This window comes from Tabrizicola piscis (assembly GCF_003940805.1).
GTDB classification, from domain to species: Bacteria; Pseudomonadota; Alphaproteobacteria; order Rhodobacterales; family Rhodobacteraceae; genus Tabrizicola; species Tabrizicola piscis.
In genome coordinates this window covers 3,035,174-3,053,183 of record NZ_CP034328.1, presented here as the reverse complement: position 1 = coordinate 3,053,183, position 18,010 = coordinate 3,035,174, and the positions used below count along the sequence as shown (strand labels likewise).

The 18,010-nt window shown below is 62.4% G+C and carries 14 protein-coding genes; 4 read left to right on the top strand and 10 right to left on the bottom strand.

Going from position 1 to position 18,010, the window contains the following annotated elements; genetic code table 11:
* The first annotated feature begins 63 nt into the window (after positions 1-63).
* From EI545_RS14825 to EI545_RS14810, 4 genes are all read left to right on the top strand, one after another.
* Positions 64-1,260 carry a DUF3095 domain-containing protein gene (locus EI545_RS14825; protein WP_125326189.1) on the top strand — a complete coding sequence of 399 codons (1,197 nt, stop codon included), beginning with the start codon at positions 64-66 and terminating at the stop codon, positions 1,258-1,260.
* Positions 1,261-1,378: 118 nt separating this feature from the next.
* Positions 1,379-4,102: an ABC transporter ATP-binding protein gene (locus EI545_RS14820; protein ID WP_125326188.1), complete on the top strand. Its 2,724-nt coding sequence runs from the start codon at positions 1,379-1,381 to the stop codon at positions 4,100-4,102.
* A 39-nt stretch (positions 4,103-4,141) separates the two neighbouring features.
* Positions 4,142-4,603 carry a cyclic nucleotide-binding domain-containing protein gene (locus EI545_RS14815; protein ID WP_245990068.1) on the top strand — a complete coding sequence of 154 codons (462 nt, stop codon included), beginning with the start codon at positions 4,142-4,144 and terminating at the stop codon, positions 4,601-4,603.
* A 290-nt stretch (positions 4,604-4,893) separates the two neighbouring features.
* Positions 4,894-5,724, top strand: coding sequence for an MBL fold metallo-hydrolase (locus EI545_RS14810; RefSeq protein WP_125326187.1), 831 nt, complete (start codon positions 4,894-4,896; stop codon positions 5,722-5,724).
* Here the strand turns inward: EI545_RS14810 and EI545_RS14805 are convergent.
* From EI545_RS14805 to EI545_RS14760, 10 genes are all read right to left on the bottom strand, one after another.
* Complete coding sequence (locus EI545_RS14805; protein ID WP_216842453.1) at positions 5,706-6,863, bottom strand: glycosyltransferase family protein; 1,158 nt, start codon at positions 6,861-6,863, stop codon at positions 5,706-5,708. The two genes, EI545_RS14810 and EI545_RS14805, sit on opposite strands and share 19 nt — an antisense overlap.
* Positions 6,860-8,110, bottom strand: a complete 1,251-nt coding sequence (locus EI545_RS14800; RefSeq protein WP_125326185.1) for a glycosyltransferase — start codon at positions 8,108-8,110, stop codon at positions 6,860-6,862. Before EI545_RS14800 ends, EI545_RS14805 begins: the two co-directional genes overlap by 4 nt.
* The gene (locus EI545_RS14795) at positions 8,107-9,300 is read right to left on the bottom strand and encodes a glycosyltransferase family protein (RefSeq protein ID WP_125326184.1); all 1,194 of its coding nucleotides are present in this window, start codon (positions 9,298-9,300) and stop codon (positions 8,107-8,109) included. The genes EI545_RS14800 and EI545_RS14795 overlap by 4 nt, the downstream gene beginning before the upstream one ends.
* A 68-nt stretch (positions 9,301-9,368) precedes the next feature.
* The gene (locus EI545_RS14790) at positions 9,369-10,544 is read right to left on the bottom strand and encodes an ABC transporter permease (RefSeq protein WP_125326183.1); all 1,176 of its coding nucleotides are present in this window, start codon (positions 10,542-10,544) and stop codon (positions 9,369-9,371) included.
* On the bottom strand, positions 10,541-11,545 hold the full coding sequence (locus tag EI545_RS14785; protein ID WP_125326182.1) for an ABC transporter permease: 1,005 nt from the start codon (positions 11,543-11,545) through the stop codon (positions 10,541-10,543). Before EI545_RS14785 ends, EI545_RS14790 begins: the two co-directional genes overlap by 4 nt.
* Complete coding sequence (locus EI545_RS14780) at positions 11,542-13,443, bottom strand: ABC transporter substrate-binding protein (protein WP_125326181.1); 1,902 nt, start codon at positions 13,441-13,443, stop codon at positions 11,542-11,544. Before EI545_RS14780 ends, EI545_RS14785 begins: the two co-directional genes overlap by 4 nt.
* Positions 13,440-15,374 (bottom strand): dipeptide ABC transporter ATP-binding protein, encoded by a 1,935-nt coding sequence (locus EI545_RS14775; protein ID WP_125326180.1) that lies wholly within the window; start codon positions 15,372-15,374, stop codon positions 13,440-13,442. The genes EI545_RS14780 and EI545_RS14775 overlap by 4 nt, the downstream gene beginning before the upstream one ends.
* 123 nt (positions 15,375-15,497) lie before the next feature.
* Positions 15,498-16,091 (bottom strand): histidine phosphatase family protein, encoded by a 594-nt coding sequence (locus EI545_RS14770; protein ID WP_125326179.1) that lies wholly within the window; start codon positions 16,089-16,091, stop codon positions 15,498-15,500.
* Positions 16,088-16,576, bottom strand: a complete 489-nt coding sequence (locus tag EI545_RS14765; RefSeq protein WP_125326178.1) for a class I SAM-dependent methyltransferase — start codon at positions 16,574-16,576, stop codon at positions 16,088-16,090. Before EI545_RS14765 ends, EI545_RS14770 begins: the two co-directional genes overlap by 4 nt.
* Positions 16,573-17,910 (bottom strand): nucleotide sugar dehydrogenase, encoded by a 1,338-nt coding sequence (locus tag EI545_RS14760; RefSeq protein ID WP_125326177.1) that lies wholly within the window; start codon positions 17,908-17,910, stop codon positions 16,573-16,575. Before EI545_RS14760 ends, EI545_RS14765 begins: the two co-directional genes overlap by 4 nt.
* Between the last annotated feature and the right edge of the window lie 100 nt (positions 17,911-18,010).

Below are 18,010 nucleotides of genomic sequence, written 5' to 3'. Positions count from 1 at the left end.
AAACCGGTCGCAAACCCTATCCTTATGCGACGCGCCCCGACCCGCGCGACAGGAGTGCCCCTAATGACGGCCGACATCGCGCCCGACTACATCGACACCTTGCCGGTCTTCACCGATTTCGGCGATGTCGCGGACGTATCACGCTACCGCGCCCTGCCTGATGACTGGATACTCGCCGTTGCCGATGTCGTCTCATCCAGCGAGGCGATTGCGATGGGCAAGTACAAGATGGTCAACATGGCCGGCGCGTCCGTGATCACGGCAGTGCTGAACACGCTGGGGCGGATGGACTATCCCTTTGTCTTCGGCGGCGACGGCGCGGTGATCGCCGTACCCGGCTGGGCCGAGGACCAGACGCGCACGGCACTTGCCGCAGTCGCCCGCTGGATCAGCGAGGACCTGGGCCTGACGATGCGCGTGGCCATCGTGCCGCTGTCGGCCATCCGGGCCCAAGGTCTGGACGTGCAGGTCGCCCGCTTCCGGACCGGTCCAGACCTTACCTTTGCGATGTTTGCGGGTGGCGGCTCTTCCTGGGCCGAGGCGCAGATGAAGGCGGGGGCATACACCATTGCCCCGGCCGAGCCGGGCAGCCGCCCCGACCTGACCGGGCTTTCCTGCCGCTGGAACCCACTGGCTGCCCGGAACGGCAATATCGTCTCCGTCATCGCAGTTCCGGGAACCGATGCCACGCCTGAAAGCTTCCGGGCTTTGGTTGCCGATCTGGTCGCCATCCTGAACACGGCCGGCAGTACCGGGAACCCCTTGCCCGACGAAGGCCCGCAACCCATGCTCAGCTTTGCTGGCGTCGAACCCGAGGTGCGCGCCACCGCGCCGCGTGGCAAGGCGCTTAGGACCCGGATCGCAGTCATGGCGCAGATCATCCTCACTTACGTCCTGTATTGGACGCGGCTGTCCCTCGGCGGTTTCAACGCGCGGTCCTATGCACGTCAATTCGTCCACAACACGGATTTCCGCAAGTTCGATGACGGGTTGAAGATGACCGTCGATGTCGACGCAGCTGACCTGTCGCGGATCGAGGCGATGCTGGCGGATGCCGCCGCGCGCAATCTGTGTGATTACGGGCTCCACCGGCAGGACTCGGCCCTTGTGACCTGCATTGTTCCCTCCGCACTCAGTCGGGACCACATGCACTTCATCGATGGTGCCTCAGGTGGCTATGCCGAGGCCGCAGTGCGCATGAAGGCCATGGTCCGACAGCGCGGCGAAAACCGCTTGAAAACAACCAACGATCAGGTTTGACTGCGCGAAACTCTCGCAAAATGCCGCTTCGACATCCTCGATCCCCGCTATGCGAGGTCCTCCCTTAGCGTGCACCGTTTGCCCCACCTTCGCCTGTCAGGAAAGTCGACGACCGATCATGGATGAAAACCTGACCCGCTATATCTGGAAGCATACGCGGGTACAGCAGTTCTGGATCCTGTCGATTGTCGCACTCTCGATGATCCCCTATTACATGTCGTTCAATCTCCCCAAGGAGATCGTCAACGGCCCGATTCAGGGCGAGGGGTTCGCCAGCCCCGACGACACCCAGCTTTTCATGCGGCTTGTTTTTGACCTGCCTTGGCTGGGCGAGGTGACGTTGTTTCCCGGCGTCCAGCTTGACCGTCTCGAAACGCTTTTCGCACTCAGCTTTGTGTTCCTGCTTCTGGTCATCGTGAATGGCTGGTTCAAGTTTTATATCAACACCTACAAGGGCAGACTGGGCGAACGGCTTTTGCGGCGGCTTCGCTATACCCTTGTCGACCACATCCTTCGCTTTCCCCCCACCGCATTCAAGCGGATGAAGGCGGCCGAAGTGTCCACCATGGTCAAGGACGAGGTAGAGCCGATCGGCGGCTTTACCGGAGATGCCTTTGTATCCCCGGCCCTGCTGGGTGGGCAGGCGCTGACCGCGCTGGCCTTCATCTTCGTGCAAAGCGTGCCGCTTGGCCTGATCACGCTTTCCCTTGTCATGGTGCAGGTGTTCATCATCCCGCGGATGCGCCGCCGCCTGCTGGTGCTTGGCCGCGAACGCCAGCTTACAGCCCGGGAACTTGCCGGTCGGGTCAGCGAGATCTTCGATGGCATCGGCACGATCCACGCCTATGACACGACAAACTATGAACGCGCCGACATTTCGGCCCGGCTTGGCCGGATCTTCAAGATCCGCTTCGACATCTACCAGTGGAAGTTTCTGGTCAAGTTCATCAACAACTTCCTCGCCTCGGTCACGCCCTTCCTGTTCTACGCAGTTGGCGGCTATCTGGCCCTGAACGGTCGGCTGGATATCGGCCAGTTGGTCGCGGTGATCGGTGCCTACAAGGATCTTCCCGGACCGTTAAAAGAGCTGATTGACTGGGACCAGAACCGTCAGGACGTCATCGTCAAGTACCAGACCGTGACCCAGCAGTTCCTGATCGACGACCTGATCGACCCTTCACGTCATCAGATTTCGTCCGAACCTGCCGAAGGCAAACTTCGGCCTCCGCTGGCGACCTCTGACCTCAGCGTGATCGACGAAAGCGGTGCCATGTCCTTGGAGCGGGTCAACTTTGCCCTGCACCCGGGCGAAAAGGTTGCGGTGGTCGGCAATTCTGGCGCAGGTGGCGACGTCCTGGCCGAAGTTCTGACGCGCAGCGTCTGGCCAAGTTCCGGGCGGGCGACGGCGGGCGATGTCGACCTGCTGACATTGCCTGAATCCATCGCGGGCCGCGCGATTACCTATGTCGGCCCGGATGGCTATTTCTTCTACGGAACGGTGCTCGACAACCTGCTTTATGCCCTGAAGAACGCCCCGATCTCGGCGCCCCCTGTGCCCCCATCCGCCTCGGAACAAGCACATCGGGAGTGGGAGCGCAGCGAGGCAGAGCTTGCCGGCAACCCGGATTTCGACCTTTCCTTCGGCTGGATTGATTATCCCGGCCTCGGGCTGACGTCAGAAGAAGATCTGATGGCGGAACTCATAAAGGTGCTCGATGCCGTCATCCTCAGCCGGGACGTGCTCAACTTTGCGCTGCGATCCACCGTGCAGCTGGATCGCCATCCGGACTTCGCCGAAAAGGTCGTGGCGATGCGCCAGGTGCTCCGCGAAGAACTGGCCCGCGAAGACCTTGCCGGCCTGATCGTCCCCTTCGAACCCGGAGCCTACAACGTCGAGGCGACCGTGATCGAGAACATGCTTTTCGGTACCGCCAGCCATCCTGACCTGACCACCGACCGGATCGGCAACAACCCGTACTTCCGCTCGGTCCTGAAAAGTGTTGGTCTGGGGCGGCGGCTTTTCGACATGGGGGTGGAAATCGCCCGCAATGCCATCGAACTTTTCGCCGACCTGCCGCCAGACCACCCGTTCTTTCAACAGCTCAGCTTCATGCGCGCGGACGAAATCCCGGCCTATCAGGCGCTGCTGCAGAAGATCGACGCAGGCAGCGTCGCCGTCACGGAGGCCGAGCGCGACCGCATCATCCTCCTTAGCTTCGATTATATCGAACCCCGCTATCGCTTTGGCCTGATGTCGGAAGACCTGATGTCCGAGGTCGTTGACTTCCGCCAGCGGTTCCATGCCGGGCTTCCGACAGACCTGCGCGAGGGCTTCAATGTCTACGACCCGGCCCGGTTCATCGCCTCGTCCAGTCTGCTCGACAATCTGCTTTTCGGGCGGATCAGCCAGAAGTATCGTGACGGCAGCGATCGTATCTATGCCGCCGTCGAACGCCTGTTGAAGCCGCTGGGGCTCTATGACACGGCGCTTATCATCGGGTTGGATTTCCATCTTGGCGCGGGCGGCAAACGGCTGACTTCGGTGCAGCGCCAAAAGCTCAGCATGGCGCGGGCCCTGTTGCGCCGATCAGACTACTACATCTTCAACCGTCCGCTGTCTGCGCTCGACTCACGGTCGCAGCAGGCAATCGCGCAACAGGCGTTGGCATTGCTTACTGCCAAGGGACGCGATCCAGCAATCCTCTGGGTCCTGTCACAGCCTGCAGCAGCCAGGTTCTTCGATCGAATCGTCGTTTTCGACCGCGGAATGCTGGTCGAGGACGGAACACACGCCGACCTTGTCCAAAAGAACGGTATCTTCAAGGAACTGATCACGGCATAATCACGGAAAGAAGATCGTCCGACATGCGCGGAGGAATGCATGACGATGCTGCTGAATGACGAAGTGAAAATGCTGAAGCAGGTGCCCCTGTTCGCAGGCGTGTCGCCCGCCAAGCTGAAGCTGCTTGCCTTCACGTCCGAACGGGTGACCTACCGGGCGGGGGAGATCCTGTTTCGTCAGGGCGACCATGGCGACGCTGCCTACGTCATTCTTTCTGGCGAGGCTGACATCCTGGTGGACGGCCCGACCGGCCCGATCAAGGTCGCCGAAGTCGAAAGCAACTCCTTCGTCGGCGAAATTGCAATTCTCTGCGATGTCGCCCGAACCGCGACTGTAAAGGCCACCACCCAGGTCGAGGCGTTGCGGATCTGCAAAGAAAACTTCTTCAAGCTGCTGGTCGATTTCCCCGAAATGACGATCGAGGTTGTCCGCGTCCTCGCTGATCGTCTTAGCCGCACGACCGCGGAATTGTCCGAGGCGCGCAGTCGGGCCAAGCACTGACTGCGTCCGATTGTTGCACCACTCTGAATCCTGTTTGCGGCTGGACAATGCTGCGGAAACCCGCACATGATCAGGGCCGAGACGGTCATGTTGACCGATTTCTGCCTCCGGCGCCGTCCAGATCCTGCCTTCGGTCAGGGTCGCTCTGGCCAAGCGGTGCCGCAGCGATCTGGAACGAAGGACCCGCAATTGACCACGCGCCGGAAAGTCTTGACCTGTCATGTTGATGCCCCATCGCGGCATGCAGCTTTCCCTGACCGGCGTTCGGACGCTTCGGGCGGATACTGACGATGGTGCCGCCCCGTTTCGAGATCAAGCTCTGGGGGTGCCGCGGCAGCTTGCCCGTTTCTGGTCCGGACTTTCAGGTGTTCGGCGGCAATACCACCTGTTTCGAAGTGCGCTGCGGACCGAACGTGATCCTGTTTGACGCCGGGTCGGGGCTCTACCAAGCCAGCACCGCGCTGAAGGCAGCAGGCACGACAGACTTCACCCTGTTCTTCTCGCACTGGCATTATGACCACATCATGGGATTGCCGTTCTTCCTGCCGCTCTACGATCCTGCGTCAAGGCTTCGGGTCTTCTCCGGCCATATGCCCGACGCGATGACCACGCGCGAAATGCTGTCGAATTTCATGCGCCAGCCGTTCTTTCCGATTGGACCGGACATGTGCTGCGCCAACATCGACTTCCACGATTTTCATGCCGGCGACATCCTTTCCCCGCATGAGGGCGTGACGGTGCGAACCGGCATGCTGAACCATCCAGGCAATGCCATCGGCTATCGGATCGAATTCGGCGGCCGCGTCATCGCGATCATCACCGATACCGAACATGTCGATGGGCAGCTTGACCCCGCAGTGATCGACTTGATCCGCGATGCCGATCTGTTCCTGTATGACGCGACCTTCGAAGACTCCGAGATGGAGGTCTTCCGTGGCTTTGGGCATTCAACCTGGCAACAAGGGCTTCGGTTGGCCAAGGCGGCGGGCGCCAAGCGCGTTGGTTTCGTCCACCACTCGATCACCCGCACGGATGCCGAGCTTGGGTCCATCGAACAGCTTGCTCAGGCGGACTTCCCCGGTGCGTTCTGCGGCCGCGATTTTCAGGTGATCACCGTCTGACCAGCAGCCCTTTTTTGGGCGAGGGTCAACAGGATTTCCGCTGTCCGCGGTGCCCCGTCGACACGCAACAGGGGGCCACGGTCGGGGTCTGGCAAGGCAAGGGCTGCGGCAATGGCCCGGGCCATGCCTGGACCGTCCAGATTTGCCTCAGGCAGCACGGCAACCCGCCCCAACGCCGCCAGCCGCTCGGCCCTTGCCGTCTGTTCGGTCTCTCCGCCGCTGGCAAAGGGGACCAGCAGCGCGCGACACCGGGCCCCAAGGATATCGCACACGGTGTTGTAACCCGCCTGCGACACCGACAACCGCGCAGCCCCCAACAAGGCCGTGAAATCTGGCCGAAAGCGCACCAATTCCACCCCCCGACGCGTCAGCTTTTGCAATCTGTCAAAGGCATCCTGCTGCAGGTTAGGCCCGGTGATCACGCACCAGCGCGCAATGTCTGGCAGGACCTGCGCCGCTTGCAACGCCGCCGCGATCAGCGCTTCCCCCACCGCACCGCCCCCGGCTGACACGACAACGTCAAACCGGTCGACCGAAGGGGCGGGAACCGGGGCCGCAACCAGCCCGGTGTAGATCACCTTGTCAGTAATGGCCTCGGCCAGCGGAAACGTGTCTTCCAGCCGCACAAAGCCCGGGTCACCGTGCACAAGCACATGGTCATAGTGGTCCTTGACCGTCGCCACCGTCTCGGCATCGCGACCGGGTTTCGCGCGTTCCTGCAGGATGTCCCGAATGGACGCGCAGAGTAAAGGCCGCGGCTGGCTGCTTTCGATCGCGTCAATCAGCGGCAGCAGTTCGAACCGGACCTGCCGTCGACCAAAGGGGAAGGCCTCGGTCAGCACAATGTCGGGCCGTGCCTCGTGGTAGGCCGTCAGAAGCAGTTCACGTCGTCGCGCCTCAAAGGCCGCGTCCACCGGGACGCCTGCCGCATCGACAAGGCCTGAAAAACTGGCAGAACTGGCCACCGCAGGCAGCGCAACATGGCGGATGCCGGGGCCGGGAAAGCCCGCCACCGGCAGGCCGCCGGTGACGACCGTAACGTCAGCCCCCGCCTTTACCAACGCATCCGCAATCCGGCTGGCCCGCGCCAGATGGCCGATCCCCAGAAGGTGCTGCACATAGAACAGGATCCGCGTCATGATGCAGCCCATCCGTCCTCAAACAGCGCCGTCAGCTGGGTGATGCTGGAATGGTAGTCAAAGTCAGCCCGCACCCGCGCCTCGGCAGCCTGCCCAAGCCGCAGCCGAAGCATCGGGTCGCGGATGGCCCGGGTAAGCGCATCAGCCAGCGCCGGCACATCATCCGGCGGCACCAGAAGCCCGGTCTTGCCATCGACGAACAGCTCCGGAATGGCGGAAATCGTCGTGCTGACCACCGCCAGCCGCTGGCTCGCCGCTTCGACAAGGACATTGGGCAAGCCATCGCGGTCGCCATCGTCGGTAATCCGGCAGGCGAGTGCAAACAGGTCTGCCGCGCGGTATTCTTCCAACACGCCCTTCTGGTCCATCGACCCCTTGAAGGTGCATCTGGACCCGATCCCCAATTCGCCGGCAAGCGTGCGAAGCGCCTCCTGCTCCCCGCCCGCTCCGATGTGAACAAAGCGCCAAGCCAAGGTCGGCGGCAGGACTGCCAGCGCGCGCAGCAGGGTATCAAGCCCTTTCTTCGGAACAGCACGGCCAACGCTCAGGACTGTCACCGGTTCGCCCGACCCGTCCAGCGGCGGGCGCACGTCCACAGGCGTCGGAAACCGCGCAAGGTTCAGCCCGTGATAGCTGAGATGCACCTTGCCCGGCACCGGGCTTAGCCCACGCAGATAGTCGGCCCCGGTTTTCGTGCAGGTCACCGCCCAGCGCGCCGCGCCCAGCTTTTGCGAAAGCTCGCGCGGGTCAGAGGTCCAGATGTCCTTGGCATGGGCTGATACGGACCACGGGATTCCAGTCATAAGGCTGGCATAGCCGGCGACCGACGCGGGTGTGTGCAGGAAATGCGCATAGATCCAGTCGCCACCTTCAGGCCATTCTGCCGCCAGCACCGCCCCCTGCCCGAACCGGCGCACCCGGTTGCGGCTGACATCGTGCCGCAGATCGGCCAGAAACTGCCGTAGCGCCTTGCCAAAGCCCGGCAAGCGCCGAGCCCGCCATAGGGCCCGCATCACCCGCAACGGCTCATCATGCAGATATTCCGGCAGATAAGTGACAGGTGCCACGATCTCGTCATGGACCGGGTGGCGCTTGCGATCGGTCGGCTTCCGCATCGAGTAGAGCGCGAGCGTAAAGCCTGCCTGCTCCAGCCCAAGCAATTCCTGCGCGACAAAGGTCTCGGACAAGCGGGGATAGCCTTTCAGCACCACCACAATCCGCTTTGGCCGCCTTGCGTCCAAGGTCATGCGACGTCCGCTGTCGACTCGACCAGAAGGCCGGACAGGATGGTGGAAATGGTGTCGAGCCCACCCATTTCCTGCATCTTGCCCGACCGGGACGGTGGCGCGCGCTCCGGCAGGCTGCGCAGCGCCGCCGCCAGCCGCAACGGATCGCCCGCCTCATCGGGCAGCAGCATGTCGACCAGCCCAAGCTCCGCCGCCCGGACGGCGCGGATCAGCTGCTCTTCCCGCGGGACGGTCCGTGGCACGATCAGCGCCGGCTTGTCGAACGACATGATCTCGCAGAACGTGTTGTAGCCGCCCATGGCAACCACGGCACGCGCACCTGCCATCAGTTCTTCAAGGCGGCTGTCGAAGCTGATCATCTCGACCTGCGGAATATCGGCGGCGTCCTGCAGGAACTTTTGCCGTTGTTCGGCCGGCATGTATGGCCCCAGCACGATCAGCGCCTTGTGCGGCAGGTCCTTGTCCGCATGATAGGCCGCCAGCACATCGGAAACGAGATCCGCACCATCGCCGCCGCCGCCCGTGGTGACCAGAATGTATTCCCCCACCGGCTTGTGCATCATCAGCTCGGTGTGCTGCGCGCGGCGTTTCAGGAAGCCGACGAATTTCATCTTCTCGCGCACGGATTTCGGCACGTCGAGGCCGATCAGCGGATCATAGAAATCCGGCGGGCCATAGACCCAGATCTGATCGTAGTATTTCTCGATCTTCTGCATCACTCCGTTGCGCTTCCACTCGGCATCCAGCAACTCGGGGCCGTCCATCACCTCGCGCAGGCCCAGCACCAGACGGGTGCCCCGCGACTTCAGATAGCTTAGCGTTTCCTCCAGTTCGCCGCGCAGACCCATCGGTTCCTTGTCGGTGATCAGGATGTCAGGCTGGAAGGATTCTGCCGTATGCCGGATGATCGCCTGCCGCATAGAAAGCGTGTCCTTCACGTCGATATGCTCGGAAAGCGAGGTGTATTCGCCATTCCGCAGCTTGATGACGCTTGGGATTTTCACGAAATCCACCCGGGCGCGATAGTCGAAGTTACCGGCGATACTTGCGCCCGAGATGATCAGCACAGTGATGCCGCCAAAGTTTTCGACCAGCGAATGCGCTATGGTCCGGCAGCGGCGGAGGTGGCCAAGTCCGAAGGTGTCATGGCTGTACATCAGCACACGCGCATTATCAAAACGACGCTTCATATCTCTGCCTTCTGGCCAATCACTCAACGACCGGGCTTCTGGTGCTTGGCCCAGGTCCACGGCGGTCGCTACTTATAGGGATCGGCTGCGTCGCGCAAACCGTCCCCGAGGAAATTGAACGCAAGGATAACAAGGATCACGGGAATGACAGGGAACAACAGCCAAGGATAGATCGCGATCACGTTCACACTGCGCGCCTCGGTCAGCAAGATGCCCCAACTGGTGATCGGCGGGCGCAGCCCAAGGCCCAGAAAGCTGAGCGCGGTTTCCCCAAGGATCATGCTGGGAATGGTCAGCGTCGCACTTGCGATCAGATGTGACATGAAGCCCGGCACAAGATGCCGGCCGATGATGCGCCCGCTACCGGCCCCCATGACCTGCGCTGCCGTGACGTAATCTTCCTCTCTAAGTGAAAACAGCTTTGACCGCACCGCCCGCGCGAGCCCGGTCCAGTCCAGAAGACCAAGGATCAGCGTGATGCATAGATAGACGAGTATGGGGCTCCAGGTGATCGGGATGACCGCCGCCATCGCCATCCACAGCGGGATGCTTGGGATGGATTGCAGCACTTCGGTCACCCGGGTCAGCGCCGTGTCGATCCAGCCGCCGTGATAGCCGGCAAGTCCCCCGACGATGATGCCAAGCACAAAGCTGACGGCCACGCCCAAAAGGCCGATGGTCAGCGAAATCCGTGCGCCATAAAGGATGCGCGACAGCACGTCCCGGCCCAGACGGTCCGTCCCAAGCAAGAACGCATCCGCACCCTCTGCCGGGCAGAACAGGTGCAGGTCGGCATCCACAAGGTTCCAGAACCGGTACTCATCCCCCCGACAGAAGAACCGCAGGGGGTTCACCTGATCAGGGTTGTCGACATAGACCCGCCGCAGCGTATCCATGTCCAGCGTCATATCCCGGCCATAGACGAAGGGGCCGACAAAGCGGCCTTCGTGGAACAGATGCACTTGCTGGGGCGGCGCGTAGATCGCATCCAGATTGCGGGTTTCAAGGCCATAGGGCGCCAGAAATTCGGCCAGTGCGATCGCAATATACATCACAGCCAAGAACACCAGAGAGACAACGGCCAGCCGGTGCCGCTTCAGCTTCCACCACATCAGCCGCCACTGCGATGTGGTCATCCCGGCCCGTTCCTGTTCCACATGCAGCGCCATGGAGTTCGGGTCGAACGGTGCCGTTGAAACAAAATGCTCCAGTTCCGCGCCAGGTTCTGGAAGCGGCTTGTTCATTTCGTGCTTTCCCCACCCAGACGGATGCGCGGATCTAGGAACGCAAGCGCAATGTCTGAAATCAGCATCCCGATGACTGTCAGCAGCGCAAGGAACATCAGAAAGGACCCCGCAAGGTACATGTCCTGACTTTGCAACGCCCTGATCAGCATCGGCCCGGTCGTCTCAAGCGACAGGACGATGGCAGTCACCTCAGCGCCCGAAATGATCGACGGCAGGATCGAGCCGATGTCGGACACGAAGAAATTCAACGCCATCCGCAACGGGTACTTTGTCAAAAGCGGCAGCGGCTTCATGCCCTTGGCCCGTGCCGTCACCACATACTGCTTTTGCAGTTCATCCAGCAGGTTCGCGCGCAGGCGGCGGATCATCCCCGCCGTACCAGCCGTGCCGATGATGATGACCGGAATCCACAGATGCTCCATGATCGACTTGAACTTGTCCCAGCTCATCGGTTCGCCAAGATAGCGCTGGTCCATCAGGTGCCCGATGGATGTTCCGAACCAGATGTTCGCGAAATACATCAACACGATCGCCAGCACGAAGTTCGGCACGGCGATCCCGATCATGCCGACCAGCGTCAGCCCATAGTCGCCGACACTATACTGATGCGTGGCCGAATAGATGCCGATCGGAAAGGCGATCACCCAGGTGAAGATGATCGTCACGAATGACACAAGAATGGTCAGCCAAAGCCGGTCGCCAACCACCTCGGACACCGGCAGCCGGTATTCGAACGAATAGCCGAAATCCCCCGTCAACATCCCGCCTGCCCAGTAAAGGTAACGGACGAGCAGCGGTTCATCGAAATGATAACGCTCGCGCAGCTGCTCGATCTCGGCCAGATCGCTGGCCTCACCAAGCGCGCGCAGTTCGGCGACATAGCTTTCGAAATAGTCGCCCGGCGGCAATTCGATGATCAGGAACACCAGCGCCGAGATCATCACCAGCGTCGGCACCATCGCAAGCACGCGCCAGAGGATATACCGCCAAAGGCTCATGGGGCTTTCTCGCTCCAGAACGTGTCCGGCATGTAGACCCCCAGCATGCTGCACGGGTCATAGCCATAGAGAGCAACGTCTGGCAAGTTCTTCAGCCATCCAGCCGATACCACCGGCTGCAGCGACCCATTGACCGTGCCGATGGTGAACACCTGATCGGCGTTGATTTCCAGCATGCTGGCCCAGATCGCCGCACGTTCCTCGGTGGTCTCGCTCATCCGCCAGTCCTTGAACAGGCTGAGAAGCTTTTGCGCCTCAGGCAGGTCCGGGGCCTCGCCTTTGCTTTCACCTGAAAGGAAATGCATCCCCCACAACGGCCATTGCAACTGGTCATCCAAGGTCGGCGCCAACTGCGCCGGGGACATGTCGGCAGTGGCCACACCATTGTCGAGACCGCCCAGAACCGACATCACCACCTCGCCCCCAAGCGCGCGGCTGCGAAACACGTCGCGCTGCGAACTGCGGGGAAAGATCGCCAGCCCGATCTCCCGGAAATGGTCCCGGATCAGTTGCAGGACATCCGTCTCAAGCGTGCTTTCGCCCGCCGATTCCACAATGATGTTCGCAGGCCGGCCATCCGGAAGCAGACGCACCCCGCTTGCATTGCGTTCCTGAAAGCCAGCCTCGTCCAAAAGCCGGTTCGCCTCGTCCGGATCATGGGACGCATAGGCCTGCGCGTATTCCGGTTTGTAGAGCGGGCTGTCGGGCAGCAACGTATTGGCGCTTGGAACCGCCAATCCGTAGAACAGCGCAAGGTTGATCTCATCGCGATTGACCGCCAATGACATCGCCCGCCTGACCCGCACATCGCGCATCATGGCGCGGAAGCCCGCATCGGAACAGTTGAGGTTGGGGGCAAGGGCGACACGCGACCCTTGAGTCCGCTTCCACAGGTTCACCCGGATCGAATGAATATCCTCAGCCTGCTTGAGCAGCGTGTAATCCGCAAAATCCAGGCCGACCATCTGCAGATCGCTTTCGCCAGTGGCGGTCTTGGCTGTGATGATTTCGGCTGAACTGACCCCAAGGACGTGGCGGTCGATGTAGGGCAGTTGCACGCCATTCTCATCGACCCGGTGGAAAAAGGGGTTTCGCACGAAGATGAACTGGTCCGCAGGTGGCGCTGTCCGCGGAATCCATGGCTCCAGCGTGGGCAGGACCGGGTTTTCCGGCCGATTGGTGCGGGACAGTTTCTGGTAAAGCGCAATCCAGTCATCGACACTGTTTTCTGCCACCGCCGCCTCGATTGCCGCCGGCTCGCCGTAGCGCGGATGGAACGCCTTCAGATAGGCAGATGGCACCATCACCCGCAGCCCGGCCGGCCGCGCCAGATTGGGCAGGAATTCCGGGGCCGGGTCCTCCCAGGTGTAGCGCACCGTGCGTTCGTCCAACACCTCGAACACCGGCGGCTTGCCGTTGACAAGGTATTCCACCGGCGGCCCGTCCGGGTAAACTTCAGGATTGTTGGCGATATCGTCCCAGAAAAAGCGGAAATCCTCGGCGGTGAAGGGACTGCCATCCGACCAGCGATGCCCTTCGCGCAGATACAGCGTGAATTCCCGGTCCGTCACGACGTCATAGCGTTCCAGCACGTCAGGCTGCAGGTTGAACTGCATGTCATAGCCGACCAGCCGCGCATAGCCGTTGACCGGCATATAGCGCACATCCCTCTGACCAGCGATCAGGCTGCGGATCGTGCCGCCCTGCCGCCCCGGCTCGCGGCCCATTGCGGCAAGGTTGACCACGCGCGGCACCTTGGGCAACCGGTCCGCCATGGCCGGAAGCTCGCCCGCGGCGACGCGGTCGGCCAGACTGTCCGTTTCGGCATGCCCTTTCCCGACCATCCCGCTTGCCAGCGTCGCGCCCATCAAGGCCATGGTCTGGCGCCGGGTGATCATGCCCGCAACTCCGCTGCATCGACATTGCGCTGAGCCAACACGAAGTGACCGTTTCCAAGGTCCGCCGGGCCCATGTCATCGCCGGATGCGGCCGGACGAAAGGCCGGGGCCCAGCTTTCCCGGGCGACATCGCTGGACAGCGCCGCAGTCTCGAAATCCAGCGGGCGGCCCAGATCGGGAAACGGCACCGCGGCCAGCAGCGCACGCGTATAGGGGTGAACCGGCGCCTGCATCAGAACCTCGACCGGGGCCAGTTCCACGATCCGCCCGGCCCACATCACCGCCACCCGGTCCGCCATATAGTTCACCACCGCAAGGTTGTGCGAGATGAACAGGTAGGTCAGCCCCATATCGCGCTGCAGGTCTTTCAGCAGGTTCAGAACCTGCGCCTGCACCGATACGTCCAGCGCCGAGACTGGCTCGTCGCAGACCACAAGCTCCGGCTGAAGGGCCAGCGCCCGGGCAATGCCTATGCGCTGGCGCTGCCCGCCCGAAAAGCTGTGCGGATAGCGTTGCAGCGCGCTTTGGTCGAGGCCGACCGCCGTCAGCAACGCCTGCACCGCCTCGGTCCGCGCGGGTCCGTCGGCGATCTTGTGGATCTCCAGAGGCTCGGCAACGATGTTGCGCACGGTCATGCGCGGCGACAAGGATGACACGGGGTCCTGAAAGATCATCTGCATCCGGCGCCGCAGATAATCCGACGTTTCGCCCTGCGCGTGGATCACGTCGATCGGCCCACTGCCATCATTGTAGATCACGTCACCCGAATCCGGGCTGACCGCCCGCATCAGCATCTTGCTGACCGTGGTCTTGCCGCTGCCGCTTTCCCCCACCAGACCCAGACATTCGCCACGCCGCACGTCAAAGCTGACGCGGTCCACCGCCGGTGCCACAAACTGTGCCGGTTGCAGCCAGCCGCCGCTTTTGCGTGCGGCAAACGTCTTGGTCAATTCGCGGACCGACAGCAGAACATCGTCTGCCGCGCCCGGTTTTTGCGCGCCGGTGGCCTTTGCCACCTCGGGCCTGCGGACGGCACCCGGCAGCATGGCCAGCGCCGCTCCTCCCAAGGTCTTGATCTCGCGCAGGGGGCGCAGCCGTTCGCCCGGGGCCATGTCGAAATGCGGGATCGCCCCCATCAGCCCCTTCAGATAGGGATGCGTCGGGTTGTCAAAGATTGCCCGGACTGGCCCACTTTCCAGAACCTCGCCGTGGTATAGCACAACCACCTCATCGGCCATGTTGGCAACCACGCCCAGATCATGCGTGATCAGCAGCACCGCCATGCCCAACTCGGCCTGAAGGTCGCGCAAAAGCTTCATGATCTGCGCCTGAATCGTCACGTCCAAGGCTGTCGTCGGCTCATCCGCGATCAGCAGCGCCGGCCGGCAGATCAGCGCCATCGCGATCATGGCGCGCTGCCGCATCCCGCCCGACAGCTCGAACGGGTACTTGTCGATCATGCGGGCAGGGTCGCGGAACCCGACCAGCCCCAGAATCTCGATGCAGTCCTTGCGCCGCGACGCCGGACTGCCCAATCCGTGGATCTTGAGCACCTCGGTGATCTGGTCGCCGATCGTGTGCATCGGCGAAAACGAGGTCATCGGTTCCTGGAAAATCTGGCTCATCCGCTTGCCGCGGATCGACCGGATCTTCAAACCGTCGCGCGGCAACTGCAGGATGTCGACGGCAGACCCGTCGCCCGCAGGATCGGTGAACAGGATCTTGCCGCTGACCTCTGCCACCTGGCTTTGCAGACCCATGACCGTCTGCCCGATCACGGATTTTCCCGACCCGGATTCACCGACCAAAGCCGTGACCTTGCCGGGCAGGATGCGAAGCGAGGCGTTGTTGACCGCCCGCAGCCTGCCCCGCATCAGCGGGAAGACAACGTTCAGCCCCTCGATCCTCAGCAGATCTTTGCCCGGCATCATTCCGCTATAAATCCCATCGGTTAGCGGCCCGAGGCTGCCCGCCTTGACTGCCTGTCATCGGGGCGAGTGTATCGCATGAAGATGTCTTGTCTATTCCGTTCCTGTGAAATTGTCGCAAGCGTCTCAAACGGGTGGCGCGCAGTCGATGCGACGGATGTCCCCCCCGGCGTGCAGCGAAAAGAATGCGTCTTGTGGAATCTCCAGCCGCATGGCGCGGTGCGGCTCCAGCCCGGCGTGAAGTCCGCGCAAGACCCGACCGGAAATTGCATGGCTGACCAGCACATGCACCGGGCCGTCGTCGCGCGGCAGTTCGGCCAGCAGGCTTGCCATGCGGCCTGCAACGCTTGGATAATCCTCACCGCCGGGGGCGCCGAAGAACCATTCGTTGCGCCGGAACCCCTCACGCACGCCGGGCCAACCGGTGTCGATCTCCTCGGCCGTAAGCCCTTCCCAAGCCCCAAGCGACACCTCGATCAGCCGTGGGTCGATCACCGGCTCCAACCCAAGACCGGCCCCAATGATGCCTGCCGTGCGCAGCGCACGCGGCAAAGGGCTGGTCAGGATGACGGCCTTCGCCGGGTCGATCCGTTCAGCCAGCACCCTGCCCATTTCGAAAGCTTGCGCTTCCCCGCGCGCGGTCAGGGGCGAATCCAACCGGCCCTGATAGCGCCCGGCATGGTTGAATTCGGTCTGCCCGTGCCGCAGCAGGTAGATCATTGGCCGGATCGCCGCCGATACAGGTACAGTCGCCCCGGGTTCACCGACGCTGGCAGCGGCAGCGGCTGCAACTCGTCACGCTCCAGCGGCAGGCCCGACAGGACAATGCCACCCGGCCCCGCCAGCCGGACAACCAACCCGGGCAGCCAGCGCAGCGTTTCGGCGTCGCGGTCGTCATAGCCGGTGCCGATGTCCACATGCACCAAGGCCGCATCCCGTCCGGCAAACCTTGCAGCTGTCTCGGCAATCTCACCCAGAACAAGGTTTTCCGCGTCAGGCGTCGACTCCTTGTGCGCGCCCAGCGCCCGGTCAAAGGCCACGATGCGACGGTCGCCGAAGAGTTCGCGCAGATGCGAATAGGTGCGCCCGTTGCCCAGCCCGATCTCCAGCACTGCACCCTCGGGCAAGTCCAGATCCCGTGCGATATGGTCCAGCGTATCCCGCTGCGCCGTCAGGCGGCGGATGAAGCTATCAAGCCGGCTCATGCCTTGACCACATGGTCGGCGACCACCCCATGCCGGGCCATGGCGTTCCGGGTGTCGACCACCAACTGCGCCCAGTCGCCCAGACGGGCGTAATCCGTTGCATCGTGATCGGTCGCGATCAGCACGGCGTCATAGCGGCGAACCTCGGCTTCCGACCACGGGACGGACTGCCGCCCCGCCAGATGCGAATACTCGCGCGTCTTCGGAATCTCGGCGACATGGGGATCGTGGTAGGAAGCCGTCCCGCCCGCCTCCTCGATCAGTTCGATCAGCTTCAGCGAGGGGCTTTCGCGAATGTCGGGCACGTTCTTCTTGTAGGCCAACCCCAAGACCAACACATGCGACCGGCTCAGCGCCTTGCCCGCCTTGCGATCAAGCGCTTCGGCCAGAAGCCGCACCACCCGGCGCGGCATGGCCGAGTTGATCTCGCCCGCCAATTCGATGAACCGCGTCGGTTCATCATATTCGCGGGACTTCCACGTCAGATAAAAGGGGTCAATCGGGATGCAATGCCCGCCCAACCCCGGACCGGGATAGAACGGCATGAAGCCGAAAGGTTTCGTGCGGGCCGCGTCCACCACTTCCCAGATGTCGATCCCCATCGCAGCGTAAACCACCTTCAACTCGTTCACGAGCGCGATATTCACCGCGCGGAAGATGTTTTCCGTCAGCTTGACCGCCTCAGCCGTCGCGGCAGAGGACACGGGAACAACAGTCTCGACCACCGCGCCGTAATAGGCCTGCATCAAGGCGTTCGCTTCCGGACTGTCCGCCCCAACCACCTTCGGAATGGTAGAGGTCGTGAAGTCGCGGTTGCCGGGGTCTTCCCGTTCGGGCGAGAAGCCAAGGAAGAAATCACGCCCCGCGACCAGCCCCCCCGCCTCAAGGATCGGGCGCACGACTTCATTGGTGGTGCCGGGATAGGTGGTGGATTCCAGCACGACAAGCTGCCCTGCGCGCAGATACCGGGCGATCTGGGCGCTGGTCCGCTCGACAAAGGAAAGGTCGGGCTCACGGTGCCGGGACAGGGGTGTCGGCACGCAGATCACGATGACGTCACAGTCGGCCAGCTTGCTGAAATCATCCGTCGCTGTGAAGCGCCCCGCCTCACATTCCGCCCGCAGAACCGCGTCCGAAACGGCCTCGATATAGCTTTCGCGCGCCTCGATCTTCACGATCTTGCCGGGGTCGACGTCAAACCCCATCACCGCAAAGCCGCCCCGGGCCGTGGCCATCGCCAGCGGTAGCCCAACATAGCCCAACCCGATGACGCCAACCTGTGACCTGCGCTCTGCAATCCTTGCAAGAAGCATCTCGAACACTTGTGATGTCATGAAATGCTCCGATAAACTGCGGGTTGAAGTGGGCGACAGATGGCCGTGAACCCGGCTTGTGTCAAGCTCGGGGTGTCAGACGCGGGGACCCACAGACTTG

Bases quoted from the DNA above. Each gene is read 5' to 3' on its own strand.
- EI545_RS14825 (WP_125326189.1), top strand. From the start codon at position 64: ATGACGGCCGACATCGCGCCCGACTACATCGACACCTTGCCGGTCTTC.
- EI545_RS14820 (WP_125326188.1), top strand. From the start codon at position 1,379: ATGGATGAAAACCTGACCCGCTATATCTGGAAGCATACGCGGGTACAG.
- EI545_RS14815 (WP_245990068.1), top strand. From the start codon at position 4,142: ATGACGATGCTGCTGAATGACGAAGTGAAAATGCTGAAGCAGGTGCCC.
- EI545_RS14810 (WP_125326187.1), top strand. From the start codon at position 4,894: ATGGTGCCGCCCCGTTTCGAGATCAAGCTCTGGGGGTGCCGCGGCAGC.
- EI545_RS14805 (WP_216842453.1), bottom strand. From the start codon at position 6,863: ATGACGCGGATCCTGTTCTATGTGCAGCACCTTCTGGGGATCGGCCAT.
- EI545_RS14800 (WP_125326185.1), bottom strand. From the start codon at position 8,110: ATGACCTTGGACGCAAGGCGGCCAAAGCGGATTGTGGTGGTGCTGAAA.
- EI545_RS14795 (WP_125326184.1), bottom strand. From the start codon at position 9,300: ATGAAGCGTCGTTTTGATAATGCGCGTGTGCTGATGTACAGCCATGAC.
- EI545_RS14790 (WP_125326183.1), bottom strand. From the start codon at position 10,544: ATGAACAAGCCGCTTCCAGAACCTGGCGCGGAACTGGAGCATTTTGTT.
- EI545_RS14785 (WP_125326182.1), bottom strand. From the start codon at position 11,545: ATGAGCCTTTGGCGGTATATCCTCTGGCGCGTGCTTGCGATGGTGCCG.
- EI545_RS14780 (WP_125326181.1), bottom strand. From the start codon at position 13,443: ATGATCACCCGGCGCCAGACCATGGCCTTGATGGGCGCGACGCTGGCA.
- EI545_RS14775 (WP_125326180.1), bottom strand. From the start codon at position 15,374: ATGATGCCGGGCAAAGATCTGCTGAGGATCGAGGGGCTGAACGTTGTC.
- EI545_RS14770 (WP_125326179.1), bottom strand. From the start codon at position 16,091: ATGATCTACCTGCTGCGGCACGGGCAGACCGAATTCAACCATGCCGGG.
- EI545_RS14765 (WP_125326178.1), bottom strand. From the start codon at position 16,576: ATGAGCCGGCTTGATAGCTTCATCCGCCGCCTGACGGCGCAGCGGGAT.
- EI545_RS14760 (WP_125326177.1), bottom strand. From the start codon at position 17,910: ATGACATCACAAGTGTTCGAGATGCTTCTTGCAAGGATTGCAGAGCGC.